The 16,515-nt window shown below is 36.5% G+C and carries 17 protein-coding genes; 16 read left to right on the top strand and 1 reads right to left on the bottom strand.

All coding sequences use genetic code 11. From position 1 onward, the window contains the following. The first annotated feature begins 8 nt into the window (after positions 1-8). The 9 genes from I2490_RS12675 to I2490_RS12635 all read left to right on the top strand — a co-directional run bounded on the left by I2490_RS12675 (position 9) and on the right by I2490_RS12635 (position 9,918). Entirely contained in the window at positions 9-437 is a 429-nt protein-coding gene (locus I2490_RS12675) for a single-stranded DNA-binding protein (RefSeq protein WP_206460123.1), read from the top strand. Positions 438-487: 50 nt separating this feature from the next. Then, positions 488-718, top strand: a complete 231-nt coding sequence (rpsR, locus tag I2490_RS12670) for a 30S ribosomal protein S18 (RefSeq protein WP_206460122.1) — start codon at positions 488-490, stop codon at positions 716-718. 324 nt (positions 719-1,042) lie between these two features. Continuing rightward, entirely contained in the window at positions 1,043-3,031 is a 1,989-nt protein-coding gene (locus I2490_RS12665) for a DHH family phosphoesterase (RefSeq protein ID WP_206460121.1), read from the top strand. An 18-nt stretch (positions 3,032-3,049) separates the two neighbouring features. Then, positions 3,050-3,490, top strand: coding sequence for a 50S ribosomal protein L9 (gene rplI, locus I2490_RS12660; protein ID WP_206460120.1), 441 nt, complete (start codon positions 3,050-3,052; stop codon positions 3,488-3,490). Positions 3,491-3,500: 10 nt separating this feature from the next. Next, positions 3,501-4,835 carry a replicative DNA helicase gene (gene dnaB / locus I2490_RS12655; RefSeq protein ID WP_206460119.1) on the top strand — a complete coding sequence of 445 codons (1,335 nt, stop codon included), beginning with the start codon at positions 3,501-3,503 and terminating at the stop codon, positions 4,833-4,835. Positions 4,836-4,877: 42 nt separating this feature from the next. After that, positions 4,878-5,081: a DUF1858 domain-containing protein gene (locus I2490_RS12650; protein WP_206460118.1), complete on the top strand. Its 204-nt coding sequence runs from the start codon at positions 4,878-4,880 to the stop codon at positions 5,079-5,081. A gap of 32 nt (positions 5,082-5,113) precedes the next feature. Continuing rightward, positions 5,114-6,406, top strand: a complete 1,293-nt coding sequence (locus tag I2490_RS12645; protein ID WP_334300411.1) for an adenylosuccinate synthase — start codon at positions 5,114-5,116, stop codon at positions 6,404-6,406. A gap of 42 nt (positions 6,407-6,448) precedes the next feature. Then, on the top strand, positions 6,449-7,732 hold the full coding sequence (locus I2490_RS12640) for a DnaD domain protein (protein ID WP_206460116.1): 1,284 nt from the start codon (positions 6,449-6,451) through the stop codon (positions 7,730-7,732). Positions 7,733-7,752: 20 nt separating this feature from the next. After that, positions 7,753-9,918, top strand: a complete 2,166-nt coding sequence (locus tag I2490_RS12635; RefSeq protein WP_206460115.1) for a peptidoglycan DD-metalloendopeptidase family protein — start codon at positions 7,753-7,755, stop codon at positions 9,916-9,918. 100 nt (positions 9,919-10,018) lie between these two features. On the opposite strand, the gene I2490_RS12630 is transcribed toward I2490_RS12635, so the two are convergent. Continuing rightward, positions 10,019-11,206, bottom strand: coding sequence for a S8 family peptidase (locus I2490_RS12630; protein ID WP_206460114.1), 1,188 nt, complete (start codon positions 11,204-11,206; stop codon positions 10,019-10,021). Between the two features lie 145 nt (positions 11,207-11,351). Between I2490_RS12630 and I2490_RS12625 the strand changes: the two genes are divergently transcribed. Genes I2490_RS12625 through rsmA form a run of 7 tightly spaced genes read left to right on the top strand, consistent with a single transcriptional unit; the run spans position 11,352 to position 16,500 of the window. Beyond that, positions 11,352-12,050 (top strand): response regulator, encoded by a 699-nt coding sequence (locus tag I2490_RS12625; RefSeq protein ID WP_206460113.1) that lies wholly within the window; start codon positions 11,352-11,354, stop codon positions 12,048-12,050. A gap of 3 nt (positions 12,051-12,053) precedes the next feature. Further along, a complete protein-coding gene (locus tag I2490_RS12620; RefSeq protein ID WP_206460112.1) occupies positions 12,054-13,880 on the top strand; it encodes an ATP-binding protein in 1,827 nt (608 codons plus the stop codon). A 50-nt stretch (positions 13,881-13,930) separates the two neighbouring features. Further along, positions 13,931-14,209 carry a sporulation protein YabP gene (gene yabP, locus I2490_RS12615; RefSeq protein ID WP_206460111.1) on the top strand — a complete coding sequence of 93 codons (279 nt, stop codon included), beginning with the start codon at positions 13,931-13,933 and terminating at the stop codon, positions 14,207-14,209. Further along, positions 14,206-14,538 (top strand): spore cortex biosynthesis protein YabQ, encoded by a 333-nt coding sequence (gene yabQ, locus I2490_RS12610; RefSeq protein ID WP_206460110.1) that lies wholly within the window; start codon positions 14,206-14,208, stop codon positions 14,536-14,538. The genes yabP and yabQ overlap by 4 nt, the downstream gene beginning before the upstream one ends. Positions 14,539-14,596: 58 nt before the next feature. Beyond that, complete coding sequence (locus I2490_RS12605; protein ID WP_206460109.1) at positions 14,597-15,088, top strand: FtsB family cell division protein; 492 nt, start codon at positions 14,597-14,599, stop codon at positions 15,086-15,088. Between the two features lie 24 nt (positions 15,089-15,112). Then, positions 15,113-15,667, top strand: coding sequence for a ribonuclease M5 (rnmV, locus tag I2490_RS12600; protein ID WP_206460108.1), 555 nt, complete (start codon positions 15,113-15,115; stop codon positions 15,665-15,667). Next, complete coding sequence (rsmA, locus tag I2490_RS12595) at positions 15,628-16,500, top strand: 16S rRNA (adenine(1518)-N(6)/adenine(1519)-N(6))-dimethyltransferase RsmA (protein ID WP_206460107.1); 873 nt, start codon at positions 15,628-15,630, stop codon at positions 16,498-16,500. Before rnmV ends, rsmA begins: the two co-directional genes overlap by 40 nt. Positions 16,501-16,515: the final 15 nt, after the last annotated feature.

Raw genomic sequence — 16,515 nt, 5'->3', positions numbered from 1 at the left:
TGACAAAGATGAATTCAGTAGTTTTAATCGGCAGATTGACGAGAGATCCCGAGATTCGTTATATCCCGGAGAGTCAGAACGCTGTTGCGACCTTTTCGATTGCAATTGACCGACCAGTAAGAGCCGGAGGAGAAAAGAAAACGGATTTTCCTCGTATTACGGTTTTTGGAAAACAAGCAGAAAATTGCGAAAGATATTTAAAAAAGGGTCGTTTGGTAGGCGTTCAGGGAAGACTGCAAACTGGTAGTTATAAAACCCAGTCTGGCGAAACCAGATATACTACCGATGTTGTTGCTGATAGAGTCGAATTTTTAGAATGGGGCGACAAGAGTGGTTCTGCAAATGGAAACGGTTTTGAGCGTGAAACTCCGGCTGGTGGGTTTGGTGTTCCGGAAGGTTTCCAGGCACTTGACGACGATGACGATATTCCATTTTAAATCTTTACTTTTCGCAGATTAGAATTTCCAAGAAGGGAGAGAGAAAGAATATGATGGACAAAAGACGTGGCGTAAGAAGAAAGAAAGTATGCCAGTTCTGTGCAGATAAAACAGAAACAATTGACTATAAAGATGTTGACAAGCTAAGAAAATATGTTACTGACAGAGGGAAGATTCTTCCTAAGAGAATCACTGGTACATGTGCTGTACACCAAAGAGAAGTAACAAAGGCAATTAAGAGAGCAAGAATTGTTGCTTTATTGCCTTACACAGCAGAATAAAAATAGAAAAGAGGCGGTTTTCGCCTCTTTTAATATTAGAGGAGTGGCATAGCCACTTTTTTACTGTAGACAATGTAATGTAAATTTGTTTACAGTTTTTTTATTCAATCCTCTTTTTTTTGTATAAAAAAAAGTAAAAAATAAAATAATTTTTTTTGAATAGCTATATTTAGTGGCATACAGTCACTTAAAAAACATTCATCTACAAAATACTTGAAAGTATGAAGTTTCCAATTTTGATAAGCAAAAAAAGAGTGCGAATTGAGAATGGTTTTATGGTATAATGATAGACGATTGAAACATTAAGATGTTAAGGAAAATAAAATGGGTATTAAAATTTTAAAAAGTTTGATTCAACCGTATTTAAAAGTAAATACCATTATATTAATTTTGTTTGCAGCCGTACTGTTTTATTTTAATATTACAGTAGGGATTTTTGCATTTCTTATTGTAATGATTTTGTTTTGGTATTATCAAAGATTGTCTGTTAGTAAGAAAGAATTGCTTGTAGAATATGCCAAAGCAATTACAGATGATATGGAAGAGACAACACGCCACTTCATTTCAAAAAATCCATTACCGCTTTGCATGATTGACTATGCAGGGGAAATTTTATGGATTAATAAAAAGTTTTCTGAGATTTATGAAGATGTGGAAATGTTTCATACCAACATTCATCAGATTACAAATGTAAAACATACAGAATTTTTAAACAATGAAGACGAAGACAAATATATGCTGGTTTCTCATGGGGGCAAAACCTATCGCGTCATGGCATCCAGTATGAGAAGCAAAGAAGGCGAACAACACGAAGAAAATAATACGACAATGCTTTACTGGTTGGATATAACTAATTTAGAAACATTAAAGAATCTTTACAAGGATGAGAAGCTTTGTACAGCGTATGTAAATGTAGATAATTATGACGATTTAATTGCAAGTTCACCAGATGAAAGAAAGGCAGTAATTGCAGCACAGATTGAAAAAACGATACGGCAATGGGCTGCAAAAATCAATGCTTCGGTGACTCGATACCGAGCAGGACAATATCATATTGCGTTGGAATATAAGCATTTTGAAAAATTGGAAATAAATAAATTTTCTATTTTAGACGAAGTACGAGAAATTGAAACAGATGCAGACTTTCCGGCTTCTTTAAGCATAGGAATCGGTGTTGGTGCAAAAACTCCACATCAGTTGGATGAATATGCTGCCGCAGCTTTAGATTTAGCTTTAGGACGGGGCGGAGATCAAGCTGTTGTAAAAAAGATGAGCAAGGTAGAATACTATGGTGGTCGTTTACAAGCTGTGGAAAAACGCAATAAAGGAAAATCAAAAATTATGGCACATGCTTTACGACAGTTGATTGATCAATCTCCAAATGTTGTAATTATGGGGCATAAAAAGCCGGATATGGATTGCTTTGGAGCAGCGCTTGGCGTTTTCCGTATTGCTAAAAATCGAAATAAAGAGGCAATCATAGTTATCAATGATTATCATGAGTCTTTAGAAAATATTTATAATAGAGCAAAGGAATCGGAAAATTACCGATTTGAAAACAGTGAAACAGTATTGGGTCTAGTGGAAAAAGATACCCTATTAATCGTGTTGGATACACACAAGCCAAGTTTAGTAGAGTGTCCTGAATTATTATATAAGACGGATAAAATTGTTGTCATTGATCATCATAGGAAGGCTGAAGAAAGCATTGAAAATCCTACGTTGACCTATATGGAATCTTATGCATCCTCTACTTCTGAACTGATTACTGAAATATTGCAATACATTGGAGATAAAAAGGAAGTTGATAAATTGGAAGCAGAGGCTTTGCTGGCAGGAATTACCGTTGATACAAAGAGCTTTTCCGTTAAGACAGGCGTTCGTACCTTCGAAGCTGCTTCTTGGCTGCGAAGATCGGGTGCAGATACTGCAAGTGTAAGACAATTTTTCAAAACGGATTTGCAGTTTTTTAAACGTAAATCTGTATTAATTTCTGACGCACAGGTTTTGGAGAACGGCATTGCTTTGACATATACAGAGGAACCTGCATCAAATATGCAAATTTTAGCATCACAGGCAGCGGATCAACTCTTAGATATTAATGGCATTCGGGCAAGCTTTGCTGCCGGACCGACTAATGAAGGGTACACTGCAGTCAGTGGACGCTCTTTAGGAGAAATTAACGTGCAGACCATATTAGAAAAAATAGGTGGCGGTGGTCATTTGACTACGGCTGGGGCACAGTTGGAAATGACTCCAAAAGAAGCAATTGAGAAATTAAAACAGCTTATATCAGAAGCAGATATACAGTGAAAATGAAGGAGGTACATCATGCAAGTAATATTATTGAAGGATGTAAAAGGAATTGGAAAAGCTGGGACCGTTGCTAAGGTAAGCGATGGTTATGCAAGAAATTTACTTTTGCCGAAAGGAATGGCAAAGGAAGCGACTCCTGCAAATTTAAAGGAATTGGAAGCGCAAGCTGCATTGAATGAAGCAAAAAGAAAAGAAGAGCTGGAAGCGGCACAAAAAATTGCAAAGAAAATTGAATCCATTACTTTAAGTATAAAAACTAAATCTGGAGAAGGCGGAAGATTATTTGGTTCCATAACAAATCAAGATATTGCAAATGCCTTAAAGGAACAGCAAAACATTGAAATAGACAAACGAAAATTTGTATTAAATACACCAATTAAACATATTGGTGAATTTACTGTAGAAATAAAGCTTTACACTGATGTTACCGCAAATTGTAAAGTAAAGGTTGTGTAGAGGGTTACATATGAACCAGATGGAACGCATTCCGCCGCATAATGATGATGCAGAAAAATCAGTATTAGGGTCCATACTCTTAGATAAAGATGCTTTGTTTGAAGTCTTAGAGTTCTTAAAGGCTGATGATTTCTATAATGCAATGCATAAAGAAATTTATAATGCCGTTGTTGAGTTGTACCGAAAAAATGAACCAGTGGATACCTTAACGGTTTCCGAGGAGTTAAAAAAGAGAAAAAGTTTGGAAATGGTTGGAGGCAGAGCATATATCGCTTTACTTTCCACTGTAGTACCTACGACGTCTAACGCAGCACAGTATGGAAAAATTGTTGCAGAAAAAGCAGTGCTGCGTCGTTTGATTTCTTCGGCTTCGGATATTATTGAAAAAGCATATCAAGAAAAGATGCAGCCAGAAGAAGTTTTAGATTATGCAGAGCGTAGTATTTTTGAAATTGCACAAACTAGACAGAAAAAAGACTTTGAGCCATTAAAGGACGTTCTTTGGTCGAACATTGCAAGAATTGATGAAATGTCTAAAATGGAGGGCAATCTTACCGGGTTGACAACAGGATTTATCGATTTGGATGAGCGTACCTCTGGTCTTCAGCGTTCCGATTTAATTATGCTTGCTGCAAGACCTGCAATGGGAAAAACTGCATTTGCTTTAAACATTGCACAACAAGCAGCGATTAAAGCAAAGGCGACGGTACTGGTTTTTAGTCTTGAAATGTCAAAGGATCAATTGGGACAACGACTATTAAGTATGGAATCCAGGGTCGAAATGCAAAAATTGAAAACAGGAAATCTAGAGCCGCAAGATTGGGATAACATTCATTTAGCTTTGGATCAATTATCACAGACCGAGGTTTTTATTGATGATACCCCGGGTATTACCGTGATGGAAATGAAAAATAAATGCCGAAGATTAAAAGCGGAAAAAGGTTTGGATTTAGTTGTCATTGACTATTTACAGCTTATGAGTTATGAAGGCCGTTCCGAAAGTCGTCAACAAGAGGTTTCCGTAATTTCTCGTTTCTTAAAACTTCTTGCACGTGAAATGGATTGCCCTGTTATTGTACTTTCCCAGTTGTCTCGTGCCCCAGAGCAAAGAACCGACCATCGACCAATTTTATCGGATTTAAGAGAGTCCGGTTCCATTGAGCAAGATGCAGATATTGTAATGTTTTTGTACCGAGATGAATATTATAATCCAGATACAACAGAAAAACCAAATATTTGTGAAGTGAACATTGCCAAGCAGAGAAGTGGACCTACGGGTAGCATAGAACTAACTTGGTTGGGTAAATATACAAGATTTGTAGATAAAAGTCATATTTCCGAATAAAAAATTCGATAATACAAATGTTTTAATGTTAGGGAGGTTATTATGAGCAAAATCAACGAATCAATGCTGGTGAGCGAAATTATGGATATGGGTCCCGACGTTACTGAAATTTTTTTACGGAATGGTCTGAACTGTCTTGGATGCCCAGGTGCTGCAACGGAAAAGCTTTGCGAAGCAGCCGAGGGTCATGGTGTGAATTTGGAAGCACTTATGGCAGATTTGAATGATTATTTAGATAAACTCTAGATAGATACTAAACATAGGATAAGAAAAAAGGAGTGATTGCATTGTCAGGTTTAGCAGTTGTAGGATCCCAGTGGGGAGATGAAGGAAAAGGCAAGATGATTGACTATCTTGCAAAAAAGGCGGATATGGTTGTTAGAGGGCAAGGCGGAAACAACGCCGGCCATACTGTAGTTATTGAAGATAAAAAATATGCGCTTCATTTAATTCCTTCTGGGGTATTGAATCAAAACGCCATAAATATAATCGGTAATGGGGTTGTATTTGATCCACGTGGTTTTTTTGAAGAATTAGAAATGCTTGAAAAAGATGGAGTGGATACAACGAAAATTTTTGTAAGTGACCGTGCACACATCGTTTTTCCTTATCATAGAAAAATGGACGAGCTATTTGAAAGAGCAAGAGGGAAGGCTGACATTGGAACAACCAAAAAAGGCATTGGTCCTTGCTATATGGATAAAATTGAACGAAGCGGTCTTCGTACATGTGATATGTTTGATGAAGCTAGTTTTATAGAAAAGTTATCCTATGAAATTGATCGAAAAAATGATATGATTGTAAAATTGTTCGAGGAAGAACCTTTGGATAAGCAAGCAATTATAGATGAGTATGTGGATTATGCAAAGCGCTTATTACCATACATTAAAGATACAAGTATTTTAGTATATGATGCCATCAAGCAAGGTAAAAATGTATTGTTTGAAGGGGCGCAAGGCTCCATGCTTGACATTGATTTGGGTACGTATCCGTATGTAACAAGCTCTCATCCGACATCCGGTGGATTTACCGCAGGGTGTGGAATTGGCGCAGGTTCTATTTCTGAAGTGCTTGGTATTACCAAAGCATATACAACTCGTGTAGGAAAAGGGCCTTTTGTAACTGAGCTTGACGATGAAATTGGTGATAAGATTCGAGAAATTGGTCACGAATTTGGAGTAACAACAGGCAGACCAAGACGTTGTGGATGGTTTGATGGTGTTGTTGTAAAATATTCTGCACGCATCAATGGATTGACGGGTATTGCGTTGATGTTGCTAGACGTTTTAAGTAGCTTTGATACGATTAAGCTTTGCTATGCTTATGATTATAAAGGTGAACAAATTGTTGATTTTCCGGCAAGATTAGATGCATTGGAAGAATGCAAACCTGTTTATCGAGAAATTAAGGGATGGAACAAGGACATTACAGGATGTAAGACTTACGAAGAGCTTCCGGAAGAAACAAAGGAATACATTAAAGCCATTGAGGAGACTATTGGTGTACCGGTAAAAAGCATATCAGTAGGTCCAAAGAGAGACCAAACCATTCTTCGAGATGAAATTTTTTAAAGATAGTAAAACAGAAAAAGATAGATAGGACTGAAATAAAATATGAACTTTAAGCGACAAATCATCAAGGATTATTATTTACACGATACCCGTGTGGAAAATATGTTTATTAATGAATATATGGCACAAGCGCCCGGAGATTATGTAAAGGTATATCTTTTTGCCTTGATGTATGCGGATATTAATGTACCTCTTGAAAATGGTATTATTGCGAAACAGCTTTCCATTGCAGATGAGGATGTTTTAAAAGCTTGGAGTTATTGGGAGAATCAGGGTATCATTCGCAAACATTATAAAGATCCTGCGGATAAGTTCCATTATCAAGTCGAATTTCTAAATTTAAGAGAATTGGCATATGGAAAGAAAAACAAACAGAAGAAAGCAGAGAAGATACCGGATCATTTAAAGAATCTTATGGATGATGATACCATCCGAAATATGTATAGTGAAATTGAACGGATTATCGGTAGACTTTTTGAGGGGAAAGAGCCTGCCGAGATTCTGGCTTGGATTCGTGATTATAATATTACACCTGAGCTTGCTGTATATGCCTATTCTTATTGTACCAGTCATAGAAAGAATAATAAGTGTAAATATGTTGGTGCGGTTGTAAAAGAGTGGGCTGGTAAAGGTTTAACAACCATAGGTCACGTTGAAAAATATTTAGCGGAAAATGATAACCGCCATTACCTATATAAACGAGTGTTAAAGGCATTAGGTTTTTTACGAAATGCAACGGAAGAAGAAAAGCGTATTATGGATACTTGGTTTGATCAAATGCATTTTGATATTGACAAGGTTCTTGAGGCTTGTAAAAAGACCACAGGTATTTCAAATCCAAATATTAATTACATAAACAGCATTTTAAAATCGTGGAATGCAGGAGAAAGTAGTACAACAAAAGGCAGCCAAACACAAGCCATTAGTCCAAATAATCCAAGCAATCCAATTAATATCGTAATGCGTTCCTACGATGAGGACCGCGCAAAAAATGAGGCAATTGCTCACAAAAATCGTCAAGAGGTATATAAAACGATACCGAGAATTAAGGAAATTGAAAAAGAGATTCGAAAGATTGGAATGGAAATTTCTAAGGTTATGCTTTCCGGAAGAGACGATGCCAAGATTCAAATGAATGCATTAAGAAATAAAGTCAATCATTTAAATGGAGAGAAAGCATTTCTATTAACAGAACATAATTATACGATTGATTACATTGATCTGAAATATACTTGTTCTCTTTGTAAGGATACCGGTATATTAGACACAGGTGAACGTTGCAGTTGTTTTGCAGAAAAATTAAAAAAAGCATCGGGCAATCATTGAAACGTAGAAGGGAGGGACCTATGTCAGAGAATCGTAATGACTATTGGGATGAAGTAGAAGACCAATTAAAAAAAATAGAAGAAGCAAGAAAACAAGAAAAGATGCTTTTTGAGCAAGAAAAACATCCTTCCACAAGCAATAAAAGAAAAAGAAAATCAAAACAGAAGAAGACGAACACAGGATTCGTGGAAGACCTAAATAAGAATAAAGACCACGTTATGAAAGAAGAGCAGGAAACGATTCCTGCTGCTATGACTTTAGAAAAAAATGAAGTAACAGACATTGAAATAGATAGAGATATTAAAGAGAAACAATTCAAAGCAAATCATGAAGGCGGTGCAGAATTTAAAGAGAAAGATCACCAAAATTATGACGAACTTGACCAACAAATTGAAGAAATATTTAAAATAGGTTTAGAGGAAAAAGTAGAAAAAGCGGAATCAGAAAGCTTACGTTTGGATGCAGCGATTGATGCTTTCTTCATAAAAATGAAGGGAGTTGGCAAAACATCAATCCGAGTTTTCAAAACGATGCAGAAAGCAGTCTCTAAGATTTTAGAGCATCAGAAGCAATCATCCAGTCGCCAAGATGGATCATTGTCTTATGAAAAACTCACTGCAAAGCGAATAATACTATTAAAAGAATATTGCTTTATCGCAAAAGAGTATTTACAAATACAATCTGCTCGTTTTTATGATTTATTTTCCGAAAGAGAAGTAAAGGTAGCTGACAAGGCTGCTAAATTGGTTAATCGCGTGGATTACAGTGCGGATCAATGGTCCATTAAAATGGAAATGTGGATGTATGAATTTTTCCATTGGCTGGAACGCGTTGAAGATTATGCAGAACACCATAAGGCATTGCTTATAAAGAGCTTTGCTGGTATTGTAACCGGAGTACTTTTAGTTTGTTTGCTCATCGGACAAATCAGTGCCTATGAATACAGTTACAATGGAAAAGTATTGGGAATTGTTAAGGATCAACAAGAGGTCTATAAAACCATTGACGTCATTGGGACAAAATTAGCGGATTCTTATGATGCACAAATTGAAATTGATAAAGAAAATGATATCAGCTTCCATCGTGTTATGGGATTTGGGCTTAAGCTGGACAGTACAGAAGATATCCTTAATACTTTGACTTATATGAAAGATATAAAGGTAACTGCCTATGGTATTTATGTAGGAGGCCAGCAAAAAACAATATTACAAAATAAAAAGACAGCCAGTCAAATTTTACAGCAAGTAAAAGATTACTTTGCACCGCCTATGGACGGAGTCACATATGATAAAGTAGGTTTTGCACAGAAAGTTGAAATAAAACCGGTACATACAAAATTGGGTAAAATACAAAATTCGGCAGAAGCACTCGATTATATGTTAACAGGAGCGGTTGAAAAGCAGGTCCATGTTGTGCAATCAGGTGAAACATTTTCTGAGATTGCCGCTTTTTATAAAATGAAGCAAAGTGAATTAGTTGCATCTAATCCGACAGTACAGCCGGATAAATTGAAAATTGGGCAAGAACTGTACTTAAATCAGGACTGCCCAGTATTAACGGTAGAAACAGTAGAGACGGCCGGATATAATTTACCAATTCCATATGAAATTACTTATGAAAATACAACAACCTTATATAAAGGTCAGCAAACTGTAAGATCAATGGGAAGCAATGGACAACAAACCGTTGTTGCTCAAATTGTACGGCATAACGGGAAAGAGGTTAGCCGAACGGTATTGAGCAGTGAGGTTTTAAGTCAGCCAGTGAATCAAGTTGTATTGGTAGGAACCAAAGCGACACCGAAGCTAATCGGAACCGGTACTTATCGATATCCGGTAAGAGGTGCTAGATTGACATCTAAATTTGGAAGACGGTGGGGCAGAACACATTATGGTATCGATTTGGCTTGTTCGACAGGTACTAGAATCACTGCAGCCGATGGCGGAACGGTTAAGTTTGCAGGATATAAAGGATCATATGGATATTTGGTTATTATTAGCCATGGTGGTGGACGTGAAACGTACTATGCACATTGTAGTAAATTATTCGTAAAAAAAGGCGATAAAGTGTATCAGGGCCAGCATATTGCAAATGTAGGAAATACAGGTAGAAGTACTGGGCCACATGTTCATTTTGAAGTTCATGTCAATGGAACACCGAAAAACCCATTAAATTATTTAAAATAGAATATTTAATAAAGAATAAAAGCGGCAAAAATCAAAGTTTGGTTTGTTGCCGCTTTTTAAATAATAAGGAATCTTGTTTCCTATACATTTGTAAGTGTTATTAAAGTTCAAAAAAAACTTCATAGTTTAGAATACCACGCCCTTGCGCATTAGATGAAGTACGACGCAAAGGTAAAGTATTACGCATTAGGATACGTTTTACTTCCATAGGTGTTAGATTTGGATAGAGAGCATAGAGACATGCTGCAGCTCCACTTACTACAGGAGCTGCCATTGATGTTCCGGACTGCATTACGTAGCCTTTTGGGTTGGTAGCATCTAATGAAACGATATCAACGCCTGGCGCAAGTAAATCTGGCTTTACCACACCGGCAGGTGTAGGGCCACGGCTGGAAAAAGGTGCAACCGAGGGAGCGGATGCAAAATCAGCAGCACCCACAGTAATAACATAGGGACTGGTAGCCGGAGAATTTATGGTACAACGATCTGGGCCGTTGTTTCCGGCAGCAGCGACTACCGTAAGACCATGGCGGACTGCAGCATTTGCTCCTTTAATTAAAGGATCTTCCTCATAAGATGAGTCTGTGGAAACACCTAAGGAAAGATTAATGACTCGAATGCCATATAAACGTCGGTTATTTATAACCCATTGCATTGCAGCTAAAATATCCGATGTGGTACCATTGCCTTCCCCATTTAAAGCCTTGATGGAAATGAGATCTGAACAGGGGGCAGTGCCAACAAATTTCTGTGATACAAAACCATTTCCTGCGGCAATACCTGCAACGTGAGTACCATGACCATCATCATCATAAGGTGTCGTTCGATGTTCAATAAAATCTTTAAATGCTACAATGCGATTGTGAGGATATATAAGATCATAGTGTGGAGCAATTCCTGTATCAATGATAGCAATACCTACTTTTTGGCCTCGTTTTTTATCATAGATGGTTTCGTGTTTTGGTAATTGATGATTGTCGTAAGCTGTTTTGAAATGAATGTTGGGATGATTAAGTAACGAGTTCATTTTCATTCCTCCTATTTTTGAAACCAAAGGGTCATCAGAAATAAGACGAATGGATTGATTTTTTGATAAAGTATCAATTTGATCAGCAGGAAGCTCTACAGAAACCGCATTGATAAAAGGTAGTTCATACTTAATAGGACCATAGTTACTGGAAATATAGTCGCGGATTTCATAAATGGTTTTTTTCGAATATATAATAACGGGAAAAAGAGTCTGCTTTGAAGCAGACAGTTTTGCGACGAGTCGCGGATGTATTTGCATAAAATTCAACTCCAATTTCTAAATTTGATTTATAATATGTAGAAGTAATCCGCTTTGCTTATTTTTTTGACTGAGAATTGATTATTTGCTATAATATAAATAATTTGTACTATAAATTAAGGGGATTTGGTTAAGGAGGAAAAGAATGGAGACGAAGAAGGTTTTAATCATTGAAGATGAAAAATCCATTTCTGATATTATAAAATTTAATTTAGCCAAAGAAGGGTTTCAGGTAGAAACAGCCTATGATGGTCAGGAAGGGTTGACAAAGGCACTTTCTATGAATCCAGATTTGATTTTACTGGATGTTATGCTGCCGATTATGGATGGGTTTCTTGTATGCAAAAAAATACGGGAAACAAGTACTGTTCCAATTTTGATGTTGACGGCAAAAGAAGAAGAGGTTGATAAAGTTCTGGGTTTGGAGCTTGGGGCAGATGATTATATTACAAAGCCTTTCGGTATGCGTGAACTGATTGCACGGATCAAAGCCAATATGCGAAGAATGGATTTTGTATCTGATTTACAGGATGCACCAGCTAATGTGCAAGAATTTGGAAATTTAGCGATTGATTTAAATCGTTATGAGGTACGTAAAAATGAGGTGCCTTTAGAGCTTACGCTTCGAGAGTTTGAACTTTTAAAATATTTAGCTGAGCGTGAAAATAAAGTGTTTTCCAGGGAGCAATTATTAGAAGAAGTTTGGGGATATGAATACTACGGCGATATTCGTACTGTAGATGTAACGGTTCGAAGATTAAGAGAAAAGCTGGAAGATGATTCCAGCGACCCAAAATATATTATGACAAAAAGGGGAATCGGATACTACTTTAGGAGGCCGTAAAGGATGCTTGGGACTAAGAGATGGAACAGCATACGATGGAGAATTGTTCTGATTTACTTTTTGTTGGTTTTTATAGCAATGACAATTGTTTCTGTTTTCATTGTAAATCAGTTGGAGGTTTATCAACTAAACTCTATTCGAGATAATTTAACAAAAACTGTAAAAGACAGTGGCTTACTTACTTCTTTTGAAGTATATGATAATTTATCAAGTCATAGTGCAGAAATTCAAACAACTTTGGATCAGGGATGGAAAAATAGTTTTCAAGAGGAAATGTCCATTGTAGATACCAATTTTACAATCATTGCTTCTACTAATAAAAATATTATTGGAAAAAATGCAGCAGAGTTGCTTAACACCACACTTCTTACGACTGCGATGATAGGTGGAAAGCAGGCGGAAGCGGATGGAGTTAACTTATCAAACATACCAATTAAAAGCATTGCATTTCCGATTGGTGAGCAAGAGAATATTATAGGTACGGTTTACATACGAGCCGACCTATCAAATGTTTTTGATTTCTTGACACAATCCAAATTGATTTTTATTCGTGCTATGGTGCTTGCCTTACTGGTAACGGTGGTGCTTGGCTTTTTTATTGCAAAGAGTATTACTGTTCCGATTAACGATGTAACCGAAAAAGCAGAAAAAATGGCACAAGGAGATTTTAGTCAAGAAGTTAGTGTTATGTCTGACGATGAAATTGGAAGATTGGCAGAGATGTTTAATCTTCTAAGGGAAAAGTTAAATATTACACTATCAGAAATTTCAAATGAAAAAAGCAAATTAGAAACTATCTTGCATTATATGGCGGATGGGTTAATTGCAATAGACCTTTCCGGAAGAATTATTCATGCCAATCCGGCCGCAAGGCAAATGCTTGGGTTAACGGATCCGGAATTAGAAGTGAAAAATTGTAATGATATTTTACGGAAATATAGTAAAATATTTGATTTAGAAAATCTAAAAGAGAATTGCAAAGAAGGAAGTGGACAGGAAATTTTTAATTATGGTGCTTCGGCGTTTGCAGTTCGATATGATCGTTTCCGAGATGAAAATGAAGAAGATGTTGGAATTATAATTATTTTGCAAGACATTACGGAACGACAAAAACTTGAAAATATGCAAACGGACTTTGTTGCAAACGTGTCTCATGAATTGAAAACACCATTAACAACCATTAAAAGCTATACTGAGACATTAATGGATGGAACGATTGAAGATACAGAAGTGGCTAGAAACTTTTTAAATATTATTGATACGGAAGCCGACCGAATGAATCGTTTGGTAAAAGATTTACTGCAGTTATCTAGATTAGACTATAAACAGGAAAAATGGCATAAAAAAGATAGCAATCTTATTTGGCTCTTACGTGCTGTTGTCACAAAGGTAGAAATGACGGCGATACAAAAAGAGCAACATCTAAATTGCATTTTTGATGGTGAACAAAAAATTATGGTTACCATAGATAAAGATCGCATTGAGCAGGTGTTGCTAAATATTTTAAGTAATGCCATCAAATATACACAAGAAGGCGGACGCATTGATATTGATGCGATGAGGACGGATGGACAAGCAAAAGTAATTGTAACCGATAATGGTATCGGTATGGCAGAATCTGAAATTCCTCGTATTTTTGAACGTTTTTATCGAGTTGATAAAGCAAGATCAAGAGCAATGGGAGGTACCGGATTGGGGCTTTCTATTTCTAGGCAGATTGTAGAGGAGCATGGAGGCACTATAGAAATTGAGAGTCAAGAGGGAAAGGGTACTAAGGCGACCATTATCCTTCCTTTGGCACCAATTCGAGGGCAACGAAACATTGAATAACATAAAAGATACCTCCTTGTCATAAAGTGTATGGCAAGGAGGTGTTTTTTATGGAGGACATTAAGGGAAAGAGATCACATAGTATTTATATGGAGAATCGAGAAAGAATGGTTGTTACTGGTGTAAAGGATGTAGCGAATTTTAATGAGGATACTGTTTTGCTAGATATTGATCAAGGCGGGATGCAATTAAAAGGGAATCATTTACATATTCAAAGCTTAGATTTAGAAGAAGGTAAAGTAGTGGTAAATGGCTTCTTTCACTCTATGGCATATACAGAAAAAAAAGAAAAACAAGATAAGAATTGGCTAGAAAGGATGCTGAAATGAATCCGCTTATAAATAGGCAAGTGTTTGATATTTTTGTTATGTTTTATGCGGGAATGACAGTCATGTTTTTTTATCAATTGTTAGAGATTTATAAAGGAAAAAGAGCAAAGAATAGATTTATAAAAACAATATTAGAGATTATTTTTTGGATTTTTGCTTCTATTATAACCTGTGCATTTTTATATTATTGCTGCTATGGTCAATTAAGTATCCATAGCTTTATTGCACTTTTTTGTGGTATGTGTTTGTGGAGATTTTGTGTAAGTAAAAAATTTTCAACTTTTATTTGTCAGCTTTATGGTATAATAAAATCTAAAGCTAAAATATGAAAGCAATAAAAAAGATTAATATTGCATTTTTATTTTTCCGAAAGACTGGGTGAAGCACATGGCGAAAAAAAGAAGAAGCCGCGCTTTTAAAGAAAGCAGTCAGATTATAGACATTGAAGAAGTGCGCCGGCAACGTAACCAAAAACGAAAAGACGCTTATGAAAAAAAGAAAGCAAAAGAAAAGACCCCGAATGTATCAGAACGGCGTGCAATTAAAATAGTTCGCCATCGTCTAGTTTATACTGCGGCTTTCTTTCTTATTGCGGTGCTTATGGGGCTAACTGTATATAATTTGGTTTCATTAAGTGCTGCGGAACAAGTGGAATTGGAAAGACAAGAAGCACTTTTAAAAGAACAAGCCAGATTGGAAGAGCAGTTGCTGCAAGTCAACAGTGAAGAATACATTGAAGAACAAGCTAGAACACAGCTCCGTATGATTAAACCTGGAGAAAAGATTTACATTGTACCGGAAAACGATAATGAAGAAGATAAACAGGACAGTGAAGAAGAAAACAAGGACAATACTAGTAAAAGTGTTGTACCGCAGTAATAATAGAGAGGAATTGGACATAACATGATCCACGAAGTGATTGTGGTAGAAGGTCGAGATGATGAAAGTGCTGTAAAACGTGCGGTAGAAGCAGAAACGATTGCAACTCATGGGTTTGGTATTCGTCAAAGTACCTTTGCATTAATTGAAAAAGCATATCAAAATACAGGAATTATTATTTTTACGGATCCAGACCATGCGGGAGAGACAATCCGAAAACGATTATCTGAGCGATTCCCAAATGCGAAACACGCTTATTTATCTAAAGAAGAAGCCAAAAAAGACGGAGATATAGGCATTGAAAATGCATCTGTGGAAAACATAAGAGAAGCACTAAAAAAAGTAAGATGTACTTCGAAAAAGGCAGAACCCATTTTTTTTGTACAAGATCTATTTGAATATGGTCTTGCAGGTGCAGAAGATGCCGCTTCGAGGCGTGATTTTATTGGAAGAAAACTAGGCATTGGCTATGGGAATACAAAAGTATTCCTTAGTCGGCTGAATCATTATGGGATTACCAGAGAGGAATTTGAAGAAGCATGGACAAGCTCTATTCACCAAATACCATTCGAAAAATAAAAGAAAAGCATGGCTTTCGTTTATCGAAAAGTTTGGGACAGAATTTTTTAACAGATGCAAACATTGTAAATAAAATCATTGAGGGTTCAGCAATCGGGCAGGATGATTTAGTCGTTGAAATTGGTCCTGGAATAGGTGTTTTGACTGCAGCAGCAGCCTCTTATGCAGGAAAAGTTGTGGCAGTGGAAATCGATAGCCATTTGATTCCTATTTTAGAAGAAACATTAGCAGAATATAATAATATTTCTATTCTGCATGCAGATATTTTAAAAACTGACTTAATTAAAGTGCTTGAGCAATATAAAGAGATTAATGGAAAACCGAGAACTGGAGTTAAGGTAATTGGGAATTTACCATATTATATAACGACGCCAATCATTATGAAATTATTAGAGGATGCAGTTCCAGTGGACAGCATTACCATTATGATGCAAAAAGAAGTAGCAGATCGAATTAAGTCTGGACCTGGAACAAAAGCATACGGTGCACTTTCCGTTGCTGTACAATATTACTGTACAGTAGCTTCGGTAGCTTCTGTGCCTAAAGAGGTATTTGTTCCTCAGCCGAAGGTAGATTCTGCCGTCATTCGATTGGATTTACGAAAAGAAAAAGCCGTAAAGTTAACGAGTGAATCAGTGTTTTTCGCTGTTGTAAAAAATGGATTTGGTCAAAGAAGAAAAACACTGTTAAATTCTTTAACAGGTGTTATGGGAAAAACAAAGGAAGAAATTTCAAAAGCGTTAACGGAAGCAGGAATTGACCCAATCCGAAGAGCTGAAACCTTAAGCATTGAAGAATTTGCCAGCTTGTCTAATATTATTGCAAAAAAATAAATTGCTGGAGGATGC

This window comes from Anaerovorax sp. IOR16 (assembly GCF_017168145.1).
Lineage (GTDB): Bacteria > Bacillota > Clostridia > Peptostreptococcales > Anaerovoracaceae > IOR16.
This window is presented reverse-complemented; position numbering and strand designations above follow the sequence as displayed.

Bases quoted from the DNA above. Each gene is read 5' to 3' on its own strand.
- I2490_RS12640 (WP_206460116.1), top strand. From the start codon at position 6,449: ATGAACTTTAAGCGACAAATCATCAAGGATTATTATTTACACGATACC.
- rnmV (WP_206460108.1), top strand. From the start codon at position 15,113: ATGATCCACGAAGTGATTGTGGTAGAAGGTCGAGATGATGAAAGTGCT.
- I2490_RS12630 (WP_206460114.1), bottom strand. From the start codon at position 11,206: ATGCAAATACATCCGCGACTCGTCGCAAAACTGTCTGCTTCAAAGCAG.
- I2490_RS12620 (WP_206460112.1), top strand. From the start codon at position 12,054: ATGCTTGGGACTAAGAGATGGAACAGCATACGATGGAGAATTGTTCTG.
- rpsR (WP_206460122.1), top strand. From the start codon at position 488: ATGATGGACAAAAGACGTGGCGTAAGAAGAAAGAAAGTATGCCAGTTC.
- I2490_RS12650 (WP_206460118.1), top strand. From the start codon at position 4,878: ATGAGCAAAATCAACGAATCAATGCTGGTGAGCGAAATTATGGATATG.
- I2490_RS12605 (WP_206460109.1), top strand. From the start codon at position 14,597: ATGGCGAAAAAAAGAAGAAGCCGCGCTTTTAAAGAAAGCAGTCAGATT.
- I2490_RS12625 (WP_206460113.1), top strand. From the start codon at position 11,352: ATGGAGACGAAGAAGGTTTTAATCATTGAAGATGAAAAATCCATTTCT.
- rplI (WP_206460120.1), top strand. From the start codon at position 3,050: ATGCAAGTAATATTATTGAAGGATGTAAAAGGAATTGGAAAAGCTGGG.
- rsmA (WP_206460107.1), top strand. From the start codon at position 15,628: ATGGACAAGCTCTATTCACCAAATACCATTCGAAAAATAAAAGAAAAG.
- yabQ (WP_206460110.1), top strand. From the start codon at position 14,206: ATGAATCCGCTTATAAATAGGCAAGTGTTTGATATTTTTGTTATGTTT.
- I2490_RS12635 (WP_206460115.1), top strand. From the start codon at position 7,753: ATGTCAGAGAATCGTAATGACTATTGGGATGAAGTAGAAGACCAATTA.
- I2490_RS12665 (WP_206460121.1), top strand. From the start codon at position 1,043: ATGGGTATTAAAATTTTAAAAAGTTTGATTCAACCGTATTTAAAAGTA.
- dnaB (WP_206460119.1), top strand. From the start codon at position 3,501: ATGAACCAGATGGAACGCATTCCGCCGCATAATGATGATGCAGAAAAA.
- yabP (WP_206460111.1), top strand. From the start codon at position 13,931: ATGGAGGACATTAAGGGAAAGAGATCACATAGTATTTATATGGAGAAT.
- I2490_RS12675 (WP_206460123.1), top strand. From the start codon at position 9: ATGAATTCAGTAGTTTTAATCGGCAGATTGACGAGAGATCCCGAGATT.